Genomic DNA, 20,990 nt, shown 5'->3' with positions numbered 1-20,990 from the left:
GGGGCGGGAAGGGAAAACGGAAATCCATGGAATCGTCTCTCGGATGACGCAGTACGGCAGGTGCCCTGGCTGATGGCACGTGGGGCCACACGATGAAATGTCTTTGTGGCAACATATTGTAATATATCCGCGCGCGCCGCCCCGCCCGGACCGCCGCTTCGCTTTGCCCGGCGCAGCCTGTAGGGTGCGCGCGGGCCATCATCCGCCCCATCCACAGGGACGCTGTATTGCGCGAGATCGTTCTCTTCCGTCAGAATCTGTTCCGGGTTTCCGAGGTCTTCATCACCCAGCAGGCGCAGGCCCTGCGCCGGCACGTACCGCTCTATACGGGGCGCCTGCGCTACGGCGCCGGTCCATCCGGCGCACGGGCCCTGCTGTTGCACGACCTGTGGCGCCACATGGCGTGGCCGCGAATCGCCGCCCAGATGCTGACGCGCGATCCCGCACCCTACCTGCGGCTGCTCGCCGGCCATGCGCCGGCCCTGGTGCATGCGCATTTCGGGGTGGACGGGGTCTATGCCCTGCCGCTGGCGCGGCGCGTGGGCGTGCCGCTGGTCACGACGTTCCATGGATTCGATGTCACCCTGTCCACGGCGCGCTATCTGGCCTCGCCCGCCTGGATGAACTATCCGCTTCATCGCCGCGCCCTGGCCCGGCAGGGGCAGCTTTTCCTGTGCAATTCCGGTTTCCTGCGCGACCGCGCGCTGGCGCTGGGCTTTCCCGCCGACCGGACCCGCGTGCATTATATCGGCGTGGATTGCACGTCGGTGCGCCCCCGCGACCCGGGCGAGGAAACGCCGACCATCCTGCATGTCGCCCGCCTGGTGGAATTCAAGGGGACCGAATACCTGCTGCGCGCCTTCGCGCGCCTGGCACCGCGCCATGCGGCGGCGCGCCTGGTCATCATCGGCGACGGGCCGCTGCGATCGCGGCTGGAAGCTCTGGCCCGTGCCCTGGACATCGGCACGCGGGTCTCGTTCCTCGGCGCGCAGCCGCATCCGGTCGTGATGGACTGGATGCGGCGGGCGGCGATGCTGGTGCTGCCCAGCATCCTGACCGCCAGCGGCCGGGTCGAAGGGCTGGGCATGGTCCTGCTGGAAGCCGCGGCGACCGGCGTACCCGTGATCGGCTCCCGCGTGGGCGGCATTCCCGAAGGCATTGCCGAGGGGCGAAGCGGCCTGATCACGCCGCCCCGCGACGTGGACGCCCTGGCGGCGGCCATCGGAACATTGCTGGCCGACCCGGCGCTGCGGGCCACGATGGGCGGGCAGGCACGCGCCTTCGTCACCCGGCAATTCGACCTGCGGCGGCAGACCGAAATCCTCGAAGGCTATTACGACGACCTGGTCCGCGCGAACCGTTCCCGGCAAGACGCGGCGAAGGTGGCTATCGCGGGCGCCGCCTCCTCCCTATGATGCGGCCCCTTTTCCCGGTTCCGCCCGGTTCCTCGGACGACATGGTAACGATGAACGATATTTCCCTGGCCAATCGCTTCAAGAACCTGCGCGCGGGCGTGCGCTTCGCGGCCAAGGCCATCGGCACGCGCTACACGCCCCTGCTCGCCCAGGTTGTGGTGACGCGAAAATGCAACCTTGCATGCGGCTATTGCAACGAATTCGATGATTTCTCGGCCCCGGTGCCGCTGGAGGTGCTGAAGGCGCGGGTCGATCATCTGGCGAAGCTGGGGACGGCCTCGATCACCTTCACCGGGGGCGAGCCGCTGCTGCATCCCGACCTGGACAAGATCGTGCGCATCGCGCGCGACCACGGCATGATCGTCACCACCATCACCAACGGCTTCCGCCTCTCGCGCGCCTGGATCGACCGGCTGAACGCCGCCGGGCTGCAGGGCATGCAGGTCAGCATCGACAACATCACGCCCGACGACATCTCGATGAAGAGCCTGTCCTCGGTCGAGGGCCGGCTGGCGCTGCTGTCCGAACATGCGCGCTTCAAGGTGAACGTGAATTCGGTGCTGGGCGTGACGGGCGAGCGTACCCAGGATGTGGTCACGATCGCCGAAACCGCCGCGCGCTACGGGTTGCAGCATTCCGTCGGCGTGCTGCATGACCATTCCGGCGCGCTGAAGGCGCTCAGCGACGAACAGATGAAGGCCTATCGGCGGGTCACGGAAATTTCCCCGTCGCTGGTCCACACGCTGAATTACCGCCTGTTCCAGAAGAACCTGATGCACGGCCAGCCGAACGACTGGAAATGCCGGGCCGGCGCGCGGTATCTGTACGTGACCGAGGACGGGGTCGTGCATTGGTGCTCGCAGCAGCGCGGCTATCCCGGCATTCCGCTGCTGGAATACGGCCCCGAGGACCTGAAGCGCGAATACGACACGAAGAAGAACTGCGCGCCCACATGCACCCTCAGCTGCGTGCACCAGATGAGCATGTTCGACCGCTATCGCGGCGCCCAGCACCGAAGCGACCCCGTCCCAATACCCGGATAACAACCGGGTTTCCAAAGGGCTACGCCCTTTGGCGGGTCAAGGGCTGAGCCCTTGCCTTTTCATGCGCAAGAACGGCAAGCAGCGCGTGGACAGGATCAGCGCCTCGGCAAACAGGGTGGCGACACCCGCCCCGTCCACGCCCCAGAGATGCGCCAGCCCATACAGGATCGGCAGCGACAGTACGGTGGCGGCAATCCGGCTGGCGAACAGTTGCTGGGCCCAGCCCAGCGAGAACAGCACCGGTTCCAGCGGCACGTCCCACAGATCCAGGATCGCCGCCGTGGTCAGCAGCATCAGCAGCGGCAGGTTGTCCGGCCGATGGATGGCCAGCAGGCTGTGGAACACCCAGGGGCCGACGCTGGCCGCGACCAGCAGCGCCACGATGGAAAAGATGCCCAGGGCCAGGAAGATGCGGCGCATGACGCGCCACATGCCGGCCCAGTCCTTGCGGTCGCGCAGGCGGATCAGTTCGGGATACAGGGCGGGGGTCAGCAACTGGGCCGGCTGGGCCAGCGCGTCGCAGACATGCCAGGTGACGCTGTAGATCGCGGTGGCGGCCGGATCGGTCGCGGCACCCACCAGCAGCACCGCCATGCGCGCGGTCAGTGACGACACGGCCTGGTCGCCGCTGGTCGACAGCGTCAGCCGCCAGATGCCGTCGATCCGGCTCAGCCAGCGCGCGCCCAGGATACGGAACCCCGTGAAGCTCGGGGTATCGCGGATCGCCCGCCATGCCGCCAGCGAATTGGTGCTGAAGGCCATGATCGTGCCAGCGTACCAGACCGCCAGGAACGCGGGCAGGCTCCAATGCAGGCACAGCCCCGCCACGGTGCCCAGCAGCCGGGTCAGCATCATCGCCACGTCGGCCATGGCCGACTGCCGGAACCGGTTCGTCAGGCGCAGCACGCCCAGCGCGCAGCACGTGTTCATGACCAGGATCGAGGTCATGTAGAGCATCGCGGCACCCTGGTCGGCGACCGGCCAGCCCAGCACGGGGCCGAACCACGCCACCCCCGCCAGGGCCAGGCCGCACCCGGCGGCGGCGCCCGCGATGTCCAGCAGGAAGCAGTGGCGCAGCAGCGTCTGGAACCGGTCCCGCTCGCCCTCGTCCTCGCCGTGGGCGAACAGGGTGCTGCCGAAATGCAGCAGCGGCTGCCAGGACTGGAAGCGCGTGGCCACCGAAAACGATCCCGCGCAGGCATGGATCAGCAGCAGCACACCGTAATCGCGCAGCCCCAGGGCCCGAACCGCCAGCGCCGTGTTGGCAAAGCCCAGGACCCCGGCCATGCCCTTGCCGCCCAGCAGGTATCCGGTATTGCGGAAAATCCGGGCGGTCAGTCCCGTGTCGTGGCTGCTCACCCGCCGCTCTGTCCTATCGGTCCGTCAGGCGGAATTCGATCCGCCGGTTGCGGGCGAAGGCGGCGGGGGTTTCATGGGTGTCCAGCGGCTGGAAGTCGGCGAAGCCGGTGGCGGCCAGGTGATGCGGGCTGATGCCCTCGGCGATCAGCAGCTTGACGACCGTGATCGCGCGGGCCGACGACAGTTCCCAGTTGCTGGCGAAGGCACTGTGGATCGGCTGGCGGTCCGCATGGCCGTCCACCCGCAGGATCCAGGGGATCGAGGCCGGGATCTGGGCCGAGACCTGATGGAAGGTCCGGGCCAGGGCGCGAATGTCGGCGATGCCCTTGGGCGACAGTTCGGCGCCGCCGGGCGGGAACAGGACTTCGCTCTGGAACACGAAGCGGTCGCCGACGACCTGCACGCCGTCCTGGTTCTGCAGGATGTCGCGCAGCCGGCCGAAGAACTCCGACCGATAGCGCTGCAACTGCTCGACCTTGTCGGCCAGCGCCACATTCAGCTTCAGCCCCAGATCGTCGATCTTGCGGTCACGGTCGCGGATCTCGTTCTGCGAAATGTCCAGCACCGCCATCGCGGCCGACAATTGCTGGCGCAACTGCTCCAGTTGCGAACCCAGATCCGTGACCTGCTGCTGGCTGGCCTGGGCCAGATGCGCCTGGTTGTCGCGTTCGGCCGTGGTCTGCGCGACCTGGGCGGTCAGCGACGTTTCCATCGCCGCGTCCTTCTCGTGGGCCGCGCGCAGCGATGCGACCGAAAGCTGCAGGGAATGGTTCTGCCCGCGTTCCAGCGACAGCATGTCGTTCAACTGCGCGACCTGGTGCGCAAGCTGGTCCATGGCCTGCTGCCGCTTGTTCAGCACCACGGACAGGAATGCCTGCCCCAGCACGAAGACCAGCAGGACGAAGATGATGACCATCAGCAGGGTGGACAGCGCGTCCACATATCCCGGCCAGGCGTCCAGCCCGGCATGGGTCTGGCGGCGGCGGCGTGCCATGGCGTCCCCCCGCGATCAGGGCGTGCCGCGCGCGCCGGCGGGCGCGGACGCCGCGACGGTGCGCGCCAGCAGGCGCAGGTCGCTGCGAATGTCGGTCGCCACCTGGGCGCGGCCCTGTTCCATGTCCGTCAGGATACGCGTCAGCAGCGTCTCGATCCCGCGCAGATGGGCGTGGCCGGATTCGTCGGCCATGCGCTGCATCAGGGTGTGGTTGGCGCGCATCGTCTCGGTCATCGCGCCGATCCGCTCGTTCAGGCTGCCCAGCAGGGCCTGCTGCTGCATGCGCCCTTCCTCGCCGCGCGCGATCAGGGTCTGCAGCTTTTCCAGGTTTTCGGCCGTCTGCTCCAGCAGCGCCTGGACATAGGCCGGGACCCCGGCCTCGCTTCCGTCTCCGGCGCCCAGGCCGGAACCGATACGGGTCAGGCCGGCCAGCCATTCTTCCAGGTCGTTGAAGAAGCGGTTCTGCGCCTGCCCGGCCGTCAGGTCCAGGAAGCCCAGCACCAGCGCGCCGGCCAGGCCGAACATCGATCCTGAAAACGCGGTGCCCATGCCGTGCAGCGGCTGGGCCAGCCCGGTCTTGAGCTGGTCGAACATCACGTTCAGGTCGGCCGAACCGACCGACAGGCCGCCGATCACGTCGGCGATCGACCCCACGGTCAGCAGCAGGCCGTAGAACGTGCCCAGCAGGCCCAGGAAAATCAGCAGCCCCGTCATGTAGCGCGACAGTTCCCGCCCCTCGTCCAGGCGCGAGGACAGGCTGTCCAGCATCGACTGCATCGCCGGGGTGGACAGCACCAGCCGGTCGGTGCGGCTGCGCGTGGCCAGCATCGAGGCCATCGGCGCCAGCAGCCGGGGCGGGGTGGGCGGGGCCAGCCCGGCCCGGGGCTGGCGCAGCGTGTCCACCCAGCGGACCTCGGGAATCAGGCGCAGCACCATCCGGATATTCCACGCGATGCCGAACGCCAGGATTCCCAGGATCAGCCCGTCCAGGACCGGATTGTTGAAGAAGGCGGCGAACAGCGTGCGCCACAGAAGGGCGGCCACCAGCACGACGGCCGCCAGGAACAGGGTGATGCGCAGAAGATAGGTCGTGGGCTGGGTCACGGTGCGGGGCGCGGCTCCGAAGGGGCGGGGGGGGAAGAAGCGGCAGAGGACGGAGAGGCGACCATATCGGACCGGGTCACGTCAACATGATCCGGGTTCGTGCCGTCCGGCGTGCCGGCGGGCGGCAGGCCGATGGCGCGGACATAGATGCGGGTCGAGGCGATGCCGGCATGGATCAGGATCGACCGGATGGCCAGCCCGCGCGACAGCGACACGCGCCGGGGCGTCGAGACGTCGTCGGGCAGCCCTGACGCCGTGGCGTCGATTTCGGCGCGGGCGTACGGGACCTGCAGCAGGGTGGCGGCAAAGCCCTTCACCCGGTCGATCATGGCGGCATTCATGTCCGCGTTGTCCCGGGCAAAGGTCAGGCGCAGCCCGGCCGGCAGGCCCTGCACCGTGCCGGTGGCGCCCGCGACCGCGACGGTTTCGGGCGGCGGGGCCGGCGGGTGCAGCGGCACGTCGACCACGGGCGGGCGGATGATGGGCGGCGGCGGCGGCGCGGCCGGAATGGGCGGCGGGGCGGCAGGTGCGGCCGGCCGGGCACTGGCGGCCTGCGGCGCGTGGGCCGTGGCTGTGGCTTGCGGCTGGGTCCTGGCCGCGGGGCGCGGATGCCGCGCCGTCGTGGCCCCCGGGGCGGTGTGCTTCGGCGCCGGCGCCAGCGTGGACAGGGCGCTGTCGTCGGTCGTGACCTGCGCCCGCGCGGCACCCGCCAGCGGCCCCGCCGCCAGCGCGGCGGTCAGGACGGTCAGGACGGCGCGGGGGCGGAGGACGAGGGACCGGGGGAAGAGAGGATGGGACATGATCGGCGAAGCCTAAAGCAGATCGCCCCTCGGTCGAAGGGCGGAAAGCGTGACGGGCCCCCCGATCAGGGCCGGGCGACCAGGCTTTCGGCCACCAGTTCGCGCAATGGCCCATGCAGGTGCGGATTGCCGGCCACGACATTGACCGTGTCGGCCAGGTCGTTCAGTTCCACCCCGTCGGGATCGGTGGCATAGCCCCCGGCCTCGCGCACCAGCAGCAGGCCGGCGGCGCAATCCCAGGGCTTCAGCCCCAGTTCCCAGAACCCTTCGTAGCGGCCGGCGGCCACCCAGGCCAGGTCCAGCGCCGCGGCGCCGAAGCGGCGGATGCCCGCGACCTGCGGCATCAGCGCGCCCAGCGTCCGCGCGAAGGGCAGGCGGCGTTGCGCGGGGATCTTGGCAAAGGGAATGCCGGTAGCAAACAGCGCTTCCAGCATGTCGCGCCGGGCGGACACCCGGATGCGCCGTTCGTTGAGGAACGCGCCGACACCCTTTTCCGCCCAGAACATCTCGTTGGCGGCGGGGTTGTAGACCAGGCCCGCCGCCATCTCCAGGCTGCCGTCCGGCAGGCGGCGCTGCAGGCCGATCGAAATGGCCCATTGCGGAATGCCGTGCAGGAAGTTGGTGGTGCCGTCCAGCGGGTCCACGATCCAGCGCCACGTCCAGTTGTCGCCGCCCGACGCCCCGCTCTCCTCCATCAGGAAGGCATAGCCCGGGCGGGCGCGCAGCAGTTCCTCGCGGATCGTCGCCTCGGCGCGCATGTCGGCCTGCGACACGAAGTCGCCCGGCCCCTTGATGCTGACCTGCAGCTGCTCGACCTCGTTGAAGTCGCGCAACAGGCGTCGCGCGGCCTTCTGGGCCGCGTTCTGCATCACCGTCATGTGGGGAGAGAGTCGCATGGCCACGATGGTCGGTCCTGTCTGTTCGGCGGAGGAAGGGGGCTGGAACGCGATAAGGGCCTCAGCCCTTCGCGCGTTCCACGTAGCTGGCGTCCTCGGTGCGGACGACGATGCGCTCGCCGGCCTCGATGAACGGGGGCACCATGGTCTTCACGCCGTTCGACAGCTTGGCCGGCTTGTAGGACGAGCTGGCGGTCTGGCCCTTCACCACGGGGTCGGCCTCGATGATCTCCAGCGTGACCTGCGCCGGCAGCGTCACGCCCACCGGGTCGCCTTCGACCAGGTTGACCACCAGCACCATGTTGTCCTGCAGGAACGGCGCCTGGTCGCCCAGCAGGTCCAGCGGCAGCAGCGTCTGCTCGAACGTCTCGGGGTCCATCAGGACGATGTTGTCGCCGTCCATGTAGGAATAGGTATATTCCTTTTCCTCGGTCAGCAGACGCTCGACGGTGTCGGCGGTGCGCCAGCGCTCGTTCGTCTTGTTGCCGGTCTTCAGGTCGCGCATTTCCACCTGGATGAACGCGCCGCCCTTGCCGGGGGTGATGATCTGCTGCTTCAGGACAGTCCAGCGACGGCCGTCGTGCTCGATGACCTGTCCGGCACGGATCAGGTTCGCCTGCTGTTTCATGGGGGGGCCTGTCTGGTTGTGTTGGTATGAACGATTGATGGGTATGGAAGGCGGGCTTCTAACCCTCTCGGGCGCCGAGGGCAAGGTTGGCCGCCGATTCAGCCTCCAGTTTGTGTCGTCCCCCCGCCGGATCGCGCACCGACAGGCCCGTCCCGTCCGGCGCCGGCCCCTCCGGTTCCAGGTAATCCGGACCCAGCGGCACCTTGCCGTATCCGCCCGGAATATCCAGCGTATAGGTCGGCCATGCCAGGCCCGTCACCCGGCCGCGCAGCCCGGCCAGCAGGCGCCGTCCCTCGGCGATCGGCACATGGAAACGCGCGGTGCCGGGGGCGGCGTCCAGCTGATGCAGGTAGTACGGCTTCATCCGGGCCTCGACCATGGCGCGGAACAGGGCCTCCAGCGCCGCGACGCTGTCATTGACCCCCCGCAGCAGGACCGACTGGCCCAGTACCGGAATGGCCCGCGCCTGGATGCGCCGCAGGGCCGCGCGGGCGGCCGGGGTGAATTCGCGGGCATGGTTGGCATGCACCACCACCCACATCGCGCGGTCGGTTTCCATCGCGTCGGCCAGCGCGTCGGTGATGCGGCCGGGATCGGCCACCGGCACGCGGCTGTGGATACGGATGGTGGTGACATGGGGCATGTCCCCCAGCGCCCGGACGATCGCGCCCAGGCGGCGGGGCGACAGCATCAGCGGGTCGCCCCCGGTCAGGATCACCTCGCGGATGGCGGGGTGGGTGCGCAGCCAGTCCAGCGCGCGCTCCAGCGCCGCATCGTCCAGCACGCCGCCATCGGGGCCCACATGTTCCCGCCGGAAGCAGAACCGGCAATAAAGCGGACAGACCAGCAGCGGCTTCAGCAGCGCGCGGTCGGCATAGCGGTGGACGATGCCCGGCACGGGCGACAGCGCGTCGTCGCCGATCGGGTCCATCCGTTCATGGGGGGCAATCGTCAGTTCGGACGCGTCCGGGACGACCTGCAACCCGATCGGATCGTCGGGACGGGTGATCAGCCCGGCGAAGGCGGGCGGGATGGCGGTGGCGTACTGCCGGGCGACCTCTTCCAGCGCCGGCACCGCGCCGGGGGAAACCAGGCCGGCCGCCACCAGGCCGGCCACATCGCGCACTGTCCGGCCCGGCTCGGCGCCGGGCGGTGCGGCGCCGGGCGGGGCGGGCGTATCCTCGGGAAGGTTGACCGATCGTGTCATCGGCTGGCTCTACTCGACCGGATTTCGTCCTGCAACAGGAGTCGCGCATGACCGACAGCCCCCATCACGACCCCGATCGCATCGCGGGGCGGCTGGCGCTGCTGCGGCGGCGCGCCCTGGTCGGGCGCGGAATACGGGCCTTCTTCGACGCGCGCGGCTATCTGGAGGTCGAAACCCCCTGCGCCGTCCCCACCCCGGGCGAGGAGGTGCATCTGCGCGTCTTCAGGACCGAACGCGAACATCATGACGGCACGCGGCAGGCGCTGTTCCTGCATACCAGTCCGGAATTCGCGATGAAGCGCATCGTCGCGGCGACCGGCCTGCCGGTCTTCCAACTGGCCCGCGTCTGGCGCAATGCCGAGGGCAGCCATCTGCATGCCCCGGAATTCACCATGCTGGAATGGTACCGTCCCGGCGCCACCTTGTCCGGCCTGATGGACGAGACCGAGGCATTGCTGCGCGCCGTCCTGCCGCCGGTGGTCCATCGTCCCGGCGGGCTGGCGGCGGGGGCGGAAATCCGCATCGACGCGCCGTTCGAACGCCTGACGATGGAACAGGCCTTCGCCCGCCATGCCGGGCTGGACCTGCTGCCGACCGAAGGCGACGCCGGGGCGCTGGCGGCGGCGGCGGGGTGCGCCCTGCGTGACGGCGAGGACTGGGAGGACCTGTTCTTCCGCCTGCTGATGGAACGCGTGGAACCCGCGATCGGCCGCGACCGGCCGACCTTCCTGACCCATTGGCCGGCCAGCCAGGCGGCGCTGGCCCGGCGCGACCCGGCGGACCCGCGCACCGCACTGCGTTTCGAACTCTATGCCGGCGGGATCGAGCTTGCGAACGCGTTCGAAGAATTGACCGATCCCGTGGAACAACGGCGGCGTTTCATGGCCGACCGGGAGCGCCGTGCCGCGTTGTACGGGGCGGCGCCCGCAACGGCGTGGCCGATGGACGAAGCCCTGCTGGCCGCGCTGGACCACCTGCCGCCCTGCGCCGGGATCGCGCTGGGGTTCGACCGCCTGGTCATGCTGGCCGCCGGTGCGTTACGGATAGGAGATATCCAGTGGATGGGTTGAAATATTTGTAACCTTTACAGACAGGCCGCCTCAACGTCGGCCGTGTTATCTTAACGTGGCTGTAATTATTTTCCTTCACGTTCGGTTATCGGTGTCATGAAATACATCTCGCTTCTACCGCTGGCTGCCCTGCTTGCCCTGACGGCATGCGAGGTCCCCTCTCCCGAGCAGAGGAGACTGCTCAACTCGATGGTCGGGCGGGGCGAAGTGGACGTGATCCGCACGTTCGGGGTGCCCACCCGGTCGTACGAGGCCCAGGGCCATACCTTCCTGGCCTATATCGACAACCAGACCAATTATGCGCCCGGCGGCGCGGGCTGGGGCTGGGGTTGGGGCGGCGGCCCGGGTTGGGGCGGCGGCTGGGGCGGTCCTGGCTGGGGCGGCTGGGGCGGCTGGGGTGGCGGCTGGGGCGGCGGTGGCTGGGGTGGAGGCGGCTGGGGCGGCACCTACTACACCAGTTCGTGCCAGACGACGTTCGAAATCGTCGCCGGGCGTGTGTCCGCCTGGACGATGCGCGGCGACGGGTGCTGATCGCCGCCCGAAACGGGGGGAGAACAGCATGGTCTCGGCGCGCATCGTAGGGTCCTGTCTTCTTCTTGCCGGGCTGCCGGCGGCATGCGCCGCGCCGGCCCGGCAGGACCCGCTGCTGGTGCGTGGCGGCAGCGTGGCCGACGCCATCCCGACCGTGTCCGTGCAACGGACCTACGCGCCGGCCCGGAACGAGGGGCGCCCGGACAGCCAGGTGGCCTATGGCGCCCCGGACGCGCCCAGCTACCGCGACCGGCCGCTGGACGAAAATCTGCGCGGCAGCATCGAACTGGCCGATTATGTCCGGGCCATGGAACGCGCTGGGCTGATGGCGCTGCTGGACCAGGCGGGCCCCTTCACCGTCTTCGCCATTCCCAATATCCCGATGGAGGCGTTCGCCCAATCCACCAATGCGCCGTCGGCCGCGTCGGGGGACGTGCTGCGCCAGGCCCTGGGCTACAGCGTCGTGCGGGGGGCCTATCCCGCGCCGCTGCTGCGGCGGATGATTGCTGCGGCGCCGCACGGCTGGGCCACGCTGCGGACGGTGGGGGGTGGCACGGTCCTGGTCGGGGCCGAACCGGGGACCGGCCGTCTGGTCCTGTCCAACGGCGCGGGCCAGGTCGCGCGCGTGTGGATCGAGGGCCTGCCGCAATCCAACGGCGTGCTCTACCTGACCCAGTCCCTGCTGCCGCCGGCGCCCCGGCCCGGCTGACCGTCGATCAGGCCTTTGGGGTCATGCCGCGTCGATGGCGGCATTCATGGCGCGCACGCCGGCCGCCGGGCCGTCGGGATGCGACCAGACGGCGCCGATCACCGCCAGGAAATCCGCCCCCGCCTGCACCAGCGGCGCGCAGTTCGCGGGCGTGATGCCGCCGATCGCCACCACCGGCAATTCCATCATCGTCGTCCACCAGGCCAGCAGCGCGGGGTCCGCCAGGACCGGGGTTTCCACCGATGCCGAGGGAAAGAACGCGCCGAAGGACACGTAATCCGCCCCGGCCTCTCCCGCCCGCATGGCCAGGTCGCGGCTGTCGCGGCAGGAAACGCCCAGTTGCAGGTCCTCGCCCAGGATGGCGCGGATACGGGCCAACTCCGTGCCGTCCTGCAGGTCCGGGGCATCGATATGCACGCCGTCGCATCCGGTGCGGCGGGCCAGGTCCGGCCGGCCGTTCAGGATGAAGGCGACATCCCGCTCCTGCGCCACGGGGCGCAGCACGTCGACGGCGCGCAGGACGGCGTCGTCGGTGGCGTCCGTCAGGCGCAGCTGGACGGCGGCGACCGCACCGGCATCCAGGGCACGGGCCAGATCGGGCGCGAACGCGGCCGGATCAAGGGCAGGGGGGGTGACAAGATAGAGCTGGCAGTCATTCATCGCACATCGATCATACGGCGTGACGGCCGAATGCGACAGGGGGGCACGGGGTGCCGGGGCGGCGGTCCAGGCATGTGGCCCCCAGCGACGCGGCCAGCAGCCGCACGGTATCCCCCTGCGGGCAGGACGCATGCAGCACGATATGGCGCAGCCCCAGGCCCAGCGCCTCGACCGCGCGCCCGGCCGAGGCGCCGCAATCCAGGTAGGCGGGCAGCCCGGCCCCGGTTTCCGCCAGCAGCGCCCGCCACCAGGCCGGGCCCATGAAACATCCGGCATCGGGCGGCGACAGCAGGGCCCAGGACGCGGCGTCTTCCCCGCCGCCCGCGCGCAGGGCGGCCAGCACGGCGCGGATCTGCGCTGCCGACGCGACGGTGAAGACGCGCAAGGGGGGGGCGGGATGGATCATTCGCTTGACGTTGAACCCCGCGCGCGCGATCTGTTCAAGAAGCATCGTCGAGGGGGCGGGAAGCACGACCGTGGGGCAGGCTGAAGGATCGGACAAGCCGGGCGGGGCAGGGGCGATGGAGCCCGCCGACCGGCTGGAACAGGCGCTGAACCGAATCGCGTTCGCGCTGGACCGTCGGCGCGAGGCCGCGCCGGCGGCCGCTCCGTATGCGCCCGCTCCGCAGGCCCCCGATCCCCACGCTATTGACCTGCATGCCCTGGCCGCCAACATCGATATCCTGATCGCCCGCGTCCGCGACGCGATCGGTCCCGATGCCGACCATGATGACGAGGATCGCTGACCCATGGCGCAGGTGACGGTCCGTATCAACGGCTATTCCTATGTCATCGGCTGCAAGGACGGGCAGGAACGCCACCTGCAGGCCATGGCGCAGGAGGTCGAGCGCCGTATCGACCGCATCCGCGCCATGGGCGGCCAGAGCGGCGAGGCCCGCATCCTGGCCCTGGCCGCGCTGCTGATGGCTGACGAAATCCACGATCTGTCGGCCGAGAAGATGCCCGAGGACACATCGCGTCAACTGGCCGAAGCCAGGCAGGCCCGCGTCGAGAACGACCGCCGGCGCGAGCAGCTTGCCCTGCTGGTCGAACGGGCGGAAAACATTGCGGCGGCGCTGGAACAGGACTAGATTGCAGGTGCGGGGCTACCCGGCTTGTCAGGCAACTCAACCCCTGGGCCGATAAGCACTTCCTTAGGGAGCTGGCTCTGGCGTGATCCTGGTCATGTTATCTGGCGCCCACCTGCGTGAGCAGGTCCGGGAGGGCTGAAAGACCAACGGCCATGGTGGCTCCGCACATTCTTCCCCAACACGATCCCGCATCCGACGCGCCCGCGCTGGCCGAGGCCAAGGCGGCGTTGCGCCGGCGGCTGCGTACGCTTCGTGCCGCCCCGCTGCCGGCGGACACGCCTGCCGCGCTGTGCCGGCGCATGGCCGATTGCGTCCGTGGCGGCCTGCGTCCGGGCGCCACGGTTGCCGCCGTATGGCCCCTTCCGGGTGAAATCGACCTGCGCGGCCTGTGCGCCGAACTGCATCACGGCGGCTATGGCGTGCTGCTGCCCGAAACGCCCCCGCGCGGCCATCCCCTGCGCTTTCGCCTGTGGCGCCCGGGCGTGCCGATGCAGGCGGGCCGGTTCGGCACGCTTCATCCCGACGGCCCGGTCGTGCGCCCCGATTTCGTGTTCGTGCCGCTGCTGGGCTTTGACAGGCGGGGCTTCCGGCTGGGATACGGGGGCGGCTATTACGACCGCACGCTGGCCGGACTGGATTCGGTGCCGGCGGCGGGCTACGGGCTGTCGGCACAGGAAGTGCCGGCGGTGCCGGTGGGGCGTCACGACGTCCCCCTGCCGGTCATCGTGACCGAACGCGAAACCATCCGCTGCGGCGCCTGACGTCCGGGGCGGACGACGGGAAAAGGAAGGCCGGGTGCGGATCTTGTTTCTGGGTGATATCGTCGGGCGCACGGGGCGCGACGCCGTCATCGCCGCGCTGCCGGGCCTGCGGCGGGATTTGCGGCTGGACCTCGTGGTGGTGAATGGGGAGAACGCCAGCCATGGTTTCGGCCTGTCGCTGTCCATCGCCCAGGACCTGTTCGCCGCCGGGACCGATGTCATCACCCTGGGCAACCATGCCTGGGACCGCAAGGACCTGGTGGGCCAGATCGGCACCGAGCCCCGCATCATCCGCCCCGCCAACTATCCCCCCGGCACGCCCGGACAGGGCAGCGTCGTGGTCGGGCTGGTCGATGGGCGCAAGGCGCTGGTGGTCAATGTCATGGGCCGCCAGTTCATGGACGCGCTGGACGACCCGTTCCGCGCCGTGACCGATATTCTGGGCCGGCACCGGCTGGGCGTGACGGTGCATGCGGTGGTGGTGGATATCCACGCCGAGGCGTCGAGCGAGAAATGGGCGATGGGCCATGTGCTGGACGGCCGCGCCTCGCTGGTGGTGGGCACCCACACCCACACGCCCACGGCCGATCACCGCATCCTGCCGGGCGGCACGGCCTACCAGACCGACGCCGGCATGTGCGGGGACTATGACAGCGTGATCGGCATGGGCAAGGACGCGGCCATCGCCCGCTTCCTGCGCCGCATGCCCGGCGAGCGCCTGCAACCCGCCGAGGGCGAGGCAAGCCTGGCCGGAATGATGGTGGAAACCGACGACGCGACCGGCCTGGCCCGACGCATGGCGCCGCTGCGCATGGGCGGGCACCTGGCCCCGACGATGCCGGATTTCTAGGCGATCGCCTCACTCCCCTTCCGGCGGCAGCGGCCGGGGCCGGCGTTCGTCGTCGATCGCGACGAAGGTGAAGACGCCTTCGGTCACCTTGATGCTCTCGTGTGAATGCCGGGCGCGGCGCCAGGTCTCGACGTGGATCGACATCGACGTGCGCCCGGCGCGGGTTATGGTGGCGTACAGGCTGACCTCGTCACCGATCAGTACGGGCTGGTGCAGCACCACCTTGTCGATCGCAACCGTCACGCAGCGCCCCCGGGCGCGCAGGGCCGCCGCCGTGCCGGCGGCAAGGTCCATCTGCGACATCAGCCAGCCCCCGAAGATATCGCCCGAGGCATTGGCGTCGGCCGGCATCGCCACCACGCGGATCGTGGGCGCGACTGTCGGGCGGCCGGCGGATTGCGGGGCGGTAGGTTCCGGTGCGGTGCGGGTGGCGGTCACGCGAGGCTCCTGGGATGGAAGGGCGGAAGGGTCAGCGGAAGGGCGGTTCGTCGAAGCCGCGTAGCTTGCGGGAATGCAGGCGGTCCACCCCCTGCGCGCGCAGCAGGCGCATCGTCTCGATCCCCACGGTCAGGTGCTGCGACACGCGCTCGCGATAGAACGCGTTCGCCATGCCGCGCAGTTTCAGTTCGCCATGCAGCGGCTTGTCCGACACGCACAGCAACGTTCCGTACGGCACGCGGAAGCGGAAGCCGTTGGCCGCGATGGTCGCGGACTCCATGTCCACCGCGATGGATCGCGACATGTTGATCTGGGTGAACAGGGCATTCAGCCGCAATTCCCAGTTCCGGTTGTCGGTCGTCATCACCGTGCCGGTGCGCAGCCGGGTCTTCAGTTCCGAATCGCGCAGCCCGGTCACGCGGGCCGTGACCTCCTGCAAGGCGACCTGCACCTCCGCGATCGGGGGCACGGGCACCCAGGGCGGCAGGTCGTCGTCCAGCACGTGGTCGTCGCGGACATAGCCGTGGGCCAGCACATAATCGCCCAGCCGCTGCGTCCGGCGCAGCCCGGCGCAATGCCCCACCATCAGCCAGCAATGCGGCCGCAACACCGCCAGGTGGTCGGTAATGGTCTTCGCGTTCGCCGGCCCCACGCCGATATTGACCAGCGTGATGCCGTCCCCGTCCGGGCGGCACAAATGATAGGCCGGCATCTGCGGCAGGCCGGCATGCTGGGGCGCCGTGGCCGCGTCATGCCGGCGATGGATCAGGTCGCCGGGTTCGACGAACCGGTCGTACTCGCCCCCCTGGTCCACCTGCGCACGGCCATAGTCGCGGAACGCGTCGACATAGCGCTGGTAGTTGGTCAGCAGAATGAAGCGCTGCACATGGCGGGGCGACGTGCCGGTGTAATGATGCAGCCGCGCCAGCGAATAATCGGTCCGCTCGGCGGTGAACAGCGCCAGCGGACGCGGCTCGCCCGGCTGGGGGATCAGCGCGCAATTGGCGATCATGTCGTCCGTCGCATGCAGGTCGGGCAGCGCGAAATGGCGCTGCAGCAGGCGCAGATCGTCCTCGGTGATCGCGGTGACGGCCTCTTCCATCACATAGGGCAGCGGGATCGGCCGCCGCGACCGGCCGACCAGCACCGGCTGGCGGTAATGGCGCAGCAGGATGTCGATCTGCTCGTGCCAATACTCGCGGAACAGTTCCGGACGGGTCAGCGTGGTGCCGTAGAATCCCGGCTCCAGCACCACGTCGAAGGGCGGGCGCATTTCCTCGGGCGGCGGCGAGCGATCGACCGGGAAGGCCAGATAGGGATAGGTCGGCGCCGGTCCGTCCCCGGCCTTGCGGCCGGCGAAGGCGGCGCGCAGGGCCCGCACGCCGGAGTCATAGATCTCGGCGATCCGCTCCACGGCTTCGCCGGCATCGGTGAAGGCCTCGAAATCCGTGCCCATCCGGTCGCGGATCGTCGCCATGTCGTCGGTCATGTGCCGCCCTTCTCGCACGCCGGGGCGGGGTCAGCGCCGCAGCAGGATATAGTTGATCGTCAGGTCGATATCGAAATGGTCCCCGACCATGTCAGGGGGCACGGGCGGCAGTTCGGCGCCATGGAACATGCCCGTCGTGGCGGCATCCAGGTAGTACGACCCCGACTGGCCGGTCAGGCGCACCGCCTTCACCCGTCCGCTGCGGTCCAGCACCACATGGACCGAGGATTCGCCGTCCTCGCCCGCGCGGGCGGCTTCCTCGGGGTAGAACATGTGGCTGCGGATCCAGCGATCGATCTCCTCGCCGTAATCTTCGCTGACGCCGTGGATCTGGGTCTGGGTCGAATAGGGGGTGTTGAGCTGCCCGTTGCGGACCAGCGGGCCGACCGACAGGTCGATCGGGCTGCCGGACCCGCCGGCCCGCCCGCGCCGCTGGCGCGTCGGACCGGGTGAGGGGGCAAAGGACAGGTCCATCGGCGTATCGAAGGGGGACGGCGCATGGGTGGGCGCGCGCGGGCGCGCGGGCCGGGTGTGATGCGGCGTCGGGTGCGGCGCGGGCTGGGCAGCCTGGCCGGGACTCTGCTGCGCCGGATTGGGGGGCGAGGTCGATGGCTGGTCGGGCAGCGTCTGGTCCGACGGCGTGCGCGGCAGCGGCGGCGCGGCGGGCGTCTGCGGCGACGGCACGGTCGGCGACGGCGACGAATCGCTGGTCTGCGGCTGCTCGGGCTGCGGGGTGTCGGGCGTGGGCTTGTTGGGCTGCGCCCCGGACCCGCCGGCCTGGTCGGGTGAATTGCGCCCCTGCAGCCCGCTGGACGCGGGGGGGGCGAACATCATTTCGACCGACGGATTTTCGGGCGCCGACTGGGTGCCGGCATGATGCCGCGCCGCCTGCAGGATGATGGCCAGCAGGATCAGGTGCAGCGCCGCCGACAGGCCCAGGACGGTGGTGACGCCCGGTTCTTCCAACGTGTCGGGGCGAATCATCGGCGCGCCGGCACGGCGCAGGGGGCGATAGTCGTGGGGGCGGGCTACCGGAACGGGGCGCAGGCCCTCGCGCCCGTCAGGGCGGCCCGCGGACGCCTCGGGGGCGGCCGGACGCCCCGGGCCACGCCCTGCTCCCTTGCCGCGCGGGATCAGGACGGGCTCCTCGGCCTGGCGGTGGCGGGAGGAAGGACTGAGTGTCACCGTCATGAAAAGCCGGGATTCTCCGCGTGGTCGCCTGCGGCGCGTTCCATTGCGATCGGGACCCTACCCTGTGGCGATCCCGTTGTCATGTTGCCACCCTGTCATGTTGCCACCGACAGGATTGTGTTGCCACAAGAACTCTGTTGCCATGGGGCATGTCATCCGTCGTTCCGGTCTCCGAACCGATCTCCGCCGTGTCCCCCGAACTGGACCGCGCCATTCGTGCCCACCTGTCCGCCGCCGATCCCGATCTGGCGGCCCTGGTGGCCCGGATCGGGCCGTGCGGCCTGCGCATGCATGCGGCGCGCGAGCCGTACGAGGCGCTGGTGGACGCCATCGCGCATCAGCAGCTTCATGGGCGGGCGGCGCAGGCCATTCTGGGGCGGATGGTGGCGCTGGCCGGCGGCGTGTTCCCCGATCCGGCGGCGTTGCTGGCGTTGCCGGTCGAAGCCCTGCGCGGCTGCGGGTTCTCGGGGTCCAAGATCGTGGCGATGCATGGCGTCGCCAAGGCGCGGCTGGACGGGCTGGTGCCCTCGCGCCGCCAGGCGGAATCGCTGTCAGACGCCGAACTGATCGCCCGCCTGGTCAGCCTGCGCGGCATCGGGCGCTGGACGGTCGAAATGCTGTTGATCTTCTCGCTGGGCCGGCTGGACATCATGCCGGTGGACGATTTCGGCGTGCGCGAGGGGTGGCGATTGCTGAAGGGGCTGGACGCCCAGCCCCGACCGAAGCAACTGGCTGCTATTGCGGCGGACTGGAGCCCCTATCGGTCGGCGGCGGCGTGGTATCTGTGGCGCGCGGCGGATGCGGTGAAGCCGCCGGACCGCGCCAACCCCATGACCGCGTAGCGTCAATATTGTTCGGTGAAGGCTTCCAGCAGCGCGGCGAAGCGGGTCGGGTTTTCGACATGCAGCCAGTGGCCGGCCTCTTCGATCCGTTCCAGCCAGTAATTGGGAAACAGCCGGCGCATCACCCCGAAATGTTCCCGACGGATATAGGGTGAATTGCCGCCGGCCAGGAACAGGGTCGGTCCGGGATAGGTATAGCCCTCGGGGATGTAGGGCCAGCTTTCGATGTTGGTCATCGACGACACGATGTCGCGCAGCCCGATGATCCAGCCCGGATTCTCGCCCAGCCGGATATTCTGCAGCATCAGCGCCCGCACGTCGGCATTGGGGATTTCGGGGCGCAGCAGGGCGTCGGCCTCGGCCAGGTTCAGGTAGGGCGGGAACTTCACCCGCAGCATCTGCTCGCCCAGCGAGAACTGGCCGTGCCCGGTACGGGCCGGCGGAATATCGGCCACCAGCAGGCTGTGGACCATGCCCGGCCGGGTCAGGGCCAGCGTCATCGCGACCTTGCCCCCCATCGAATGGCCCACCAGGGTCGCGGGCAGCGCCGCGTGGTGGGCCAGCGTATCCAGCAGGTCGTCGGCCATGGTGTTGTAGTCCATCGGGCCGTGCGGGCTGTCGCCGTGGTTGCGCAGGTCGATGGCCAGCGTCCGCCGCGTCCGGGCCAGCCGCCGCTGGAAGAAGCCCAGGTTGCGCGCGCGCCCGAACAGGCCGTGCAGCAGGACGATGGGCGGCCGCGCGGACTCGCCCCCCGACTGGTCCTCGGGCCCGCGCGCGATGACGTTCAGCAGCACGATGGCATGGTCCTTCCCTTTTATGCCGGCACCAGGCTCAGGACGATCTTGCCCGAATGGGCACCCGATTCCATGAGCTTATGGGCTTCGGCGACGCGCGCAAAGGGGAAGGTGGCGTGAATCACCGGCGCGATCGTCCCGTCCGCCAGCCCGGGCCAGATCGTCCGGCGCAGCCCGTCCGCGACCTGCGCCTTGTATGCCGTGTCACGGGGGCGCAGCGTCGTGCCCGTCACCGTCAGGCGGCGGGTCATGATGCGGGCCACGCCCACATCCTGCGCCTTCGCCCCACCCTGCAGCGCGATGATGACCAGGCGCCCGTCCGGGGCCAGGCAGCGCAGGTTGCGGTCCAGATACGGGCCGCCGATCACGTCCAGTACCACGTCCACGCCCCGCCCGCCGGTCAGGGTGCCGATTCGCGCGACGAAATCCTCGCTGCGGTAGTCGATCGCGGCCTCGGCGCCCAGCCGCACGCACAGCGCGGCCTTTTCGGCAGACCCCACCGTGACGTACGGAATCGCCCCCAGCGCCCGGGTGGTCTGGATCGCGGCGGTGCCGATGCCGCCGCTGCCGCCATGGATCAGCACGGACTCGCCGGCGGCCAGGTGCGCGGTCATGGCCAGGTTCGACCAGGCGGTAAAGAACGTCTCCGGCAGGGCGGCGGCGCGAATGGCGTCATACCCTTCGGGCCAGGGCAGGCATTGTCCGGCCGGCACTGCGCAATATTCGGCATACCCGCCGCCATTGGTCAGGGCGCAGACGCGCGTGCCGGTCGCGGGCCAGGACCCGTCGGGGCGGCCCGCGACGACCTCGCCCGCGATTTCCAGCCCCAGGATCGGGCTGGCGCCGGGGGGCGGCGGATACAGGCCCTGGCGCTGCATGATGTCGGGCCGGTTCACGCCGGCGGCCATGACCCGGACCAGGACCTCGCCCGGGCCGGGCAGGGGCAGGGGCAGGTCCGCCAGTTCCATGGCATCGGGCGGCCCGGGATCACGGACGACGACCGCGCGCATGTGGTGGGGCAGGCCAGGGCATAGCGAGGGAGCGGACACGAGACGACTCTCCGGCAGCAGGAATGGTCAGCAGGAATGGTGCTGCGACGGTTATGGCGTAATTTGAGT

24 protein-coding genes and 1 other RNA gene are annotated in these 20,990 nt (G+C 69.8%); 11 read left to right on the top strand and 14 right to left on the bottom strand.

Annotation, left to right across the window (positions count from 1 at the left end; all coding sequences use genetic code 11):
* Nucleotides 1-227 precede the first annotated feature (227 nt).
* Nucleotides 228-1,415, top strand: a complete 1,188-nt coding sequence (locus tag GDIA_RS07525) for a glycosyltransferase (RefSeq protein WP_012553818.1) — start codon at nt 228-230, stop codon at nt 1,413-1,415.
* Nucleotides 1,416-1,465: 50 nt separating this feature from the next.
* The gene (locus GDIA_RS07520) at nt 1,466-2,458 is read left to right on the top strand and encodes a radical SAM protein (protein ID WP_043458795.1); all 993 of its coding nucleotides are present in this window, start codon (nt 1,466-1,468) and stop codon (nt 2,456-2,458) included.
* A gap of 36 nt (nt 2,459-2,494) precedes the next feature.
* On the opposite strand, the gene GDIA_RS07515 is transcribed toward GDIA_RS07520, so the two are convergent.
* From GDIA_RS07515 to GDIA_RS07485, 7 genes are all read right to left on the bottom strand, one after another.
* Entirely contained in the window at nt 2,495-3,817 is a 1,323-nt protein-coding gene (locus GDIA_RS07515) for a lipopolysaccharide biosynthesis protein (protein WP_012553816.1), read from the bottom strand.
* A 13-nt stretch (nt 3,818-3,830) separates the two neighbouring features.
* A complete protein-coding gene (locus GDIA_RS07510; protein ID WP_012553815.1) occupies nt 3,831-4,811 on the bottom strand; it encodes a peptidoglycan -binding protein in 981 nt (326 codons plus the stop codon).
* 15 nt (nt 4,812-4,826) lie between these two features.
* Nucleotides 4,827-5,915: a hypothetical protein gene (locus tag GDIA_RS07505; RefSeq protein WP_012553814.1), complete on the bottom strand. Its 1,089-nt coding sequence runs from the start codon at nt 5,913-5,915 to the stop codon at nt 4,827-4,829.
* Entirely contained in the window at nt 5,912-6,715 is an 804-nt protein-coding gene (locus GDIA_RS07500; RefSeq protein WP_012222953.1) for an OmpA family protein, read from the bottom strand. Before GDIA_RS07500 ends, GDIA_RS07505 begins: the two co-directional genes overlap by 4 nt.
* A 65-nt stretch (nt 6,716-6,780) precedes the next feature.
* On the bottom strand, nt 6,781-7,611 hold the full coding sequence (locus tag GDIA_RS07495; RefSeq protein ID WP_041249639.1) for an inositol monophosphatase family protein: 831 nt from the start codon (nt 7,609-7,611) through the stop codon (nt 6,781-6,783).
* Between the two features lie 61 nt (nt 7,612-7,672).
* Nucleotides 7,673-8,239: an elongation factor P gene (efp, locus tag GDIA_RS07490; RefSeq protein ID WP_012222957.1), complete on the bottom strand. Its 567-nt coding sequence runs from the start codon at nt 8,237-8,239 to the stop codon at nt 7,673-7,675.
* A gap of 58 nt (nt 8,240-8,297) precedes the next feature.
* Nucleotides 8,298-9,446 (bottom strand): lysine-2,3-aminomutase-like protein, encoded by a 1,149-nt coding sequence (locus GDIA_RS07485; protein ID WP_012222958.1) that lies wholly within the window; start codon nt 9,444-9,446, stop codon nt 8,298-8,300.
* 47 nt (nt 9,447-9,493) lie between these two features.
* Between GDIA_RS07485 and epmA the strand changes: the two genes are divergently transcribed.
* The 3 genes from epmA (at nt 9,494) to GDIA_RS07470 (ending at nt 11,756) form a co-directional block, all read left to right on the top strand.
* The gene (gene epmA / locus GDIA_RS07480; RefSeq protein ID WP_012222959.1) at nt 9,494-10,516 is read left to right on the top strand and encodes an EF-P lysine aminoacylase EpmA; all 1,023 of its coding nucleotides are present in this window, start codon (nt 9,494-9,496) and stop codon (nt 10,514-10,516) included.
* A gap of 96 nt (nt 10,517-10,612) precedes the next feature.
* Complete coding sequence (locus GDIA_RS07475; RefSeq protein WP_012553812.1) at nt 10,613-11,047, top strand: hypothetical protein; 435 nt, start codon at nt 10,613-10,615, stop codon at nt 11,045-11,047.
* A 28-nt stretch (nt 11,048-11,075) separates the two neighbouring features.
* Nucleotides 11,076-11,756 (top strand): fasciclin domain-containing protein, encoded by a 681-nt coding sequence (locus tag GDIA_RS07470; RefSeq protein WP_012553811.1) that lies wholly within the window; start codon nt 11,076-11,078, stop codon nt 11,754-11,756.
* Between the two features lie 21 nt (nt 11,757-11,777).
* On the opposite strand, the gene GDIA_RS07465 is transcribed toward GDIA_RS07470, so the two are convergent.
* Nucleotides 11,778-12,416, bottom strand: coding sequence for a thiamine phosphate synthase (locus tag GDIA_RS07465; protein WP_012222963.1), 639 nt, complete (start codon nt 12,414-12,416; stop codon nt 11,778-11,780).
* A 10-nt stretch (nt 12,417-12,426) separates the two neighbouring features.
* Nucleotides 12,427-12,822: a hypothetical protein gene (locus tag GDIA_RS07460; protein WP_231854193.1), complete on the bottom strand. Its 396-nt coding sequence runs from the start codon at nt 12,820-12,822 to the stop codon at nt 12,427-12,429.
* A 4-nt stretch (nt 12,823-12,826) separates the two neighbouring features.
* Between GDIA_RS07460 and GDIA_RS07455 the strand changes: the two genes are divergently transcribed.
* The 5 genes from GDIA_RS07455 (at nt 12,827) to GDIA_RS07440 (ending at nt 15,118) form a co-directional block, all read left to right on the top strand.
* The gene (locus tag GDIA_RS07455; protein WP_231854194.1) at nt 12,827-13,162 is read left to right on the top strand and encodes a hypothetical protein; all 336 of its coding nucleotides are present in this window, start codon (nt 12,827-12,829) and stop codon (nt 13,160-13,162) included.
* A 3-nt stretch (nt 13,163-13,165) separates the two neighbouring features.
* Complete coding sequence (locus GDIA_RS07450) at nt 13,166-13,507, top strand: cell division protein ZapA (RefSeq protein ID WP_012222967.1); 342 nt, start codon at nt 13,166-13,168, stop codon at nt 13,505-13,507.
* A gap of 9 nt (nt 13,508-13,516) precedes the next feature.
* Nucleotides 13,517-13,673, top strand: a non-coding RNA gene (gene ssrS / locus GDIA_RS18475) — 6S RNA.
* Entirely contained in the window at nt 13,660-14,268 is a 609-nt protein-coding gene (locus GDIA_RS07445) for a 5-formyltetrahydrofolate cyclo-ligase (protein WP_012553809.1), read from the top strand. The genes ssrS and GDIA_RS07445 overlap by 14 nt, the downstream gene beginning before the upstream one ends.
* 34 nt (nt 14,269-14,302) lie before the next feature.
* Nucleotides 14,303-15,118, top strand: a complete 816-nt coding sequence (locus GDIA_RS07440) for a TIGR00282 family metallophosphoesterase (RefSeq protein ID WP_012553808.1) — start codon at nt 14,303-14,305, stop codon at nt 15,116-15,118.
* Between the two features lie 9 nt (nt 15,119-15,127).
* Here the strand turns inward: GDIA_RS07440 and GDIA_RS07435 are convergent, their stop codons facing one another.
* The 3 genes from GDIA_RS07435 to GDIA_RS07425 all read right to left on the bottom strand — a co-directional run bounded on the left by GDIA_RS07435 (nt 15,128) and on the right by GDIA_RS07425 (nt 18,236).
* Nucleotides 15,128-15,469, bottom strand: a complete 342-nt coding sequence (locus tag GDIA_RS07435) for an acyl-CoA thioesterase (protein WP_173363394.1) — start codon at nt 15,467-15,469, stop codon at nt 15,128-15,130.
* A gap of 118 nt (nt 15,470-15,587) precedes the next feature.
* The gene (locus GDIA_RS07430; RefSeq protein WP_012553807.1) at nt 15,588-17,045 is read right to left on the bottom strand and encodes an AMP nucleosidase; all 1,458 of its coding nucleotides are present in this window, start codon (nt 17,043-17,045) and stop codon (nt 15,588-15,590) included.
* Nucleotides 17,046-17,075: 30 nt separating this feature from the next.
* Complete coding sequence (locus GDIA_RS07425; protein ID WP_012222974.1) at nt 17,076-18,236, bottom strand: energy transducer TonB; 1,161 nt, start codon at nt 18,234-18,236, stop codon at nt 17,076-17,078.
* A 149-nt stretch (nt 18,237-18,385) separates the two neighbouring features.
* On the opposite strand from GDIA_RS07425, the gene GDIA_RS07420 reads away from it, so the two are divergent.
* Nucleotides 18,386-19,078 carry a DNA-3-methyladenine glycosylase family protein gene (locus tag GDIA_RS07420; RefSeq protein WP_012222976.1) on the top strand — a complete coding sequence of 231 codons (693 nt, stop codon included), beginning with the start codon at nt 18,386-18,388 and terminating at the stop codon, nt 19,076-19,078.
* Between the two features lie 2 nt (nt 19,079-19,080).
* Here GDIA_RS07420 and GDIA_RS07415 read toward each other — a convergent pair whose 3' ends face one another.
* Together GDIA_RS07415 and GDIA_RS07410 are read right to left on the bottom strand one after the other, a co-directional pair.
* Nucleotides 19,081-19,872 (bottom strand): alpha/beta fold hydrolase, encoded by a 792-nt coding sequence (locus GDIA_RS07415; protein ID WP_012222978.1) that lies wholly within the window; start codon nt 19,870-19,872, stop codon nt 19,081-19,083.
* Between the two features lie 20 nt (nt 19,873-19,892).
* On the bottom strand, nt 19,893-20,882 hold the full coding sequence (locus GDIA_RS07410; RefSeq protein ID WP_043458789.1) for an NAD(P)H-quinone oxidoreductase: 990 nt from the start codon (nt 20,880-20,882) through the stop codon (nt 19,893-19,895).
* Nucleotides 20,883-20,990 lie beyond the last annotated feature (108 nt).

The organism is Gluconacetobacter diazotrophicus PA1 5 (assembly GCF_000021325.1).
Classification (GTDB): domain Bacteria; phylum Pseudomonadota; class Alphaproteobacteria; order Acetobacterales; family Acetobacteraceae; genus Gluconacetobacter; species Gluconacetobacter diazotrophicus.
Note: the sequence above shows the minus strand (reverse complement) of the source record. Positions and strands in the feature narration are given on the sequence as shown.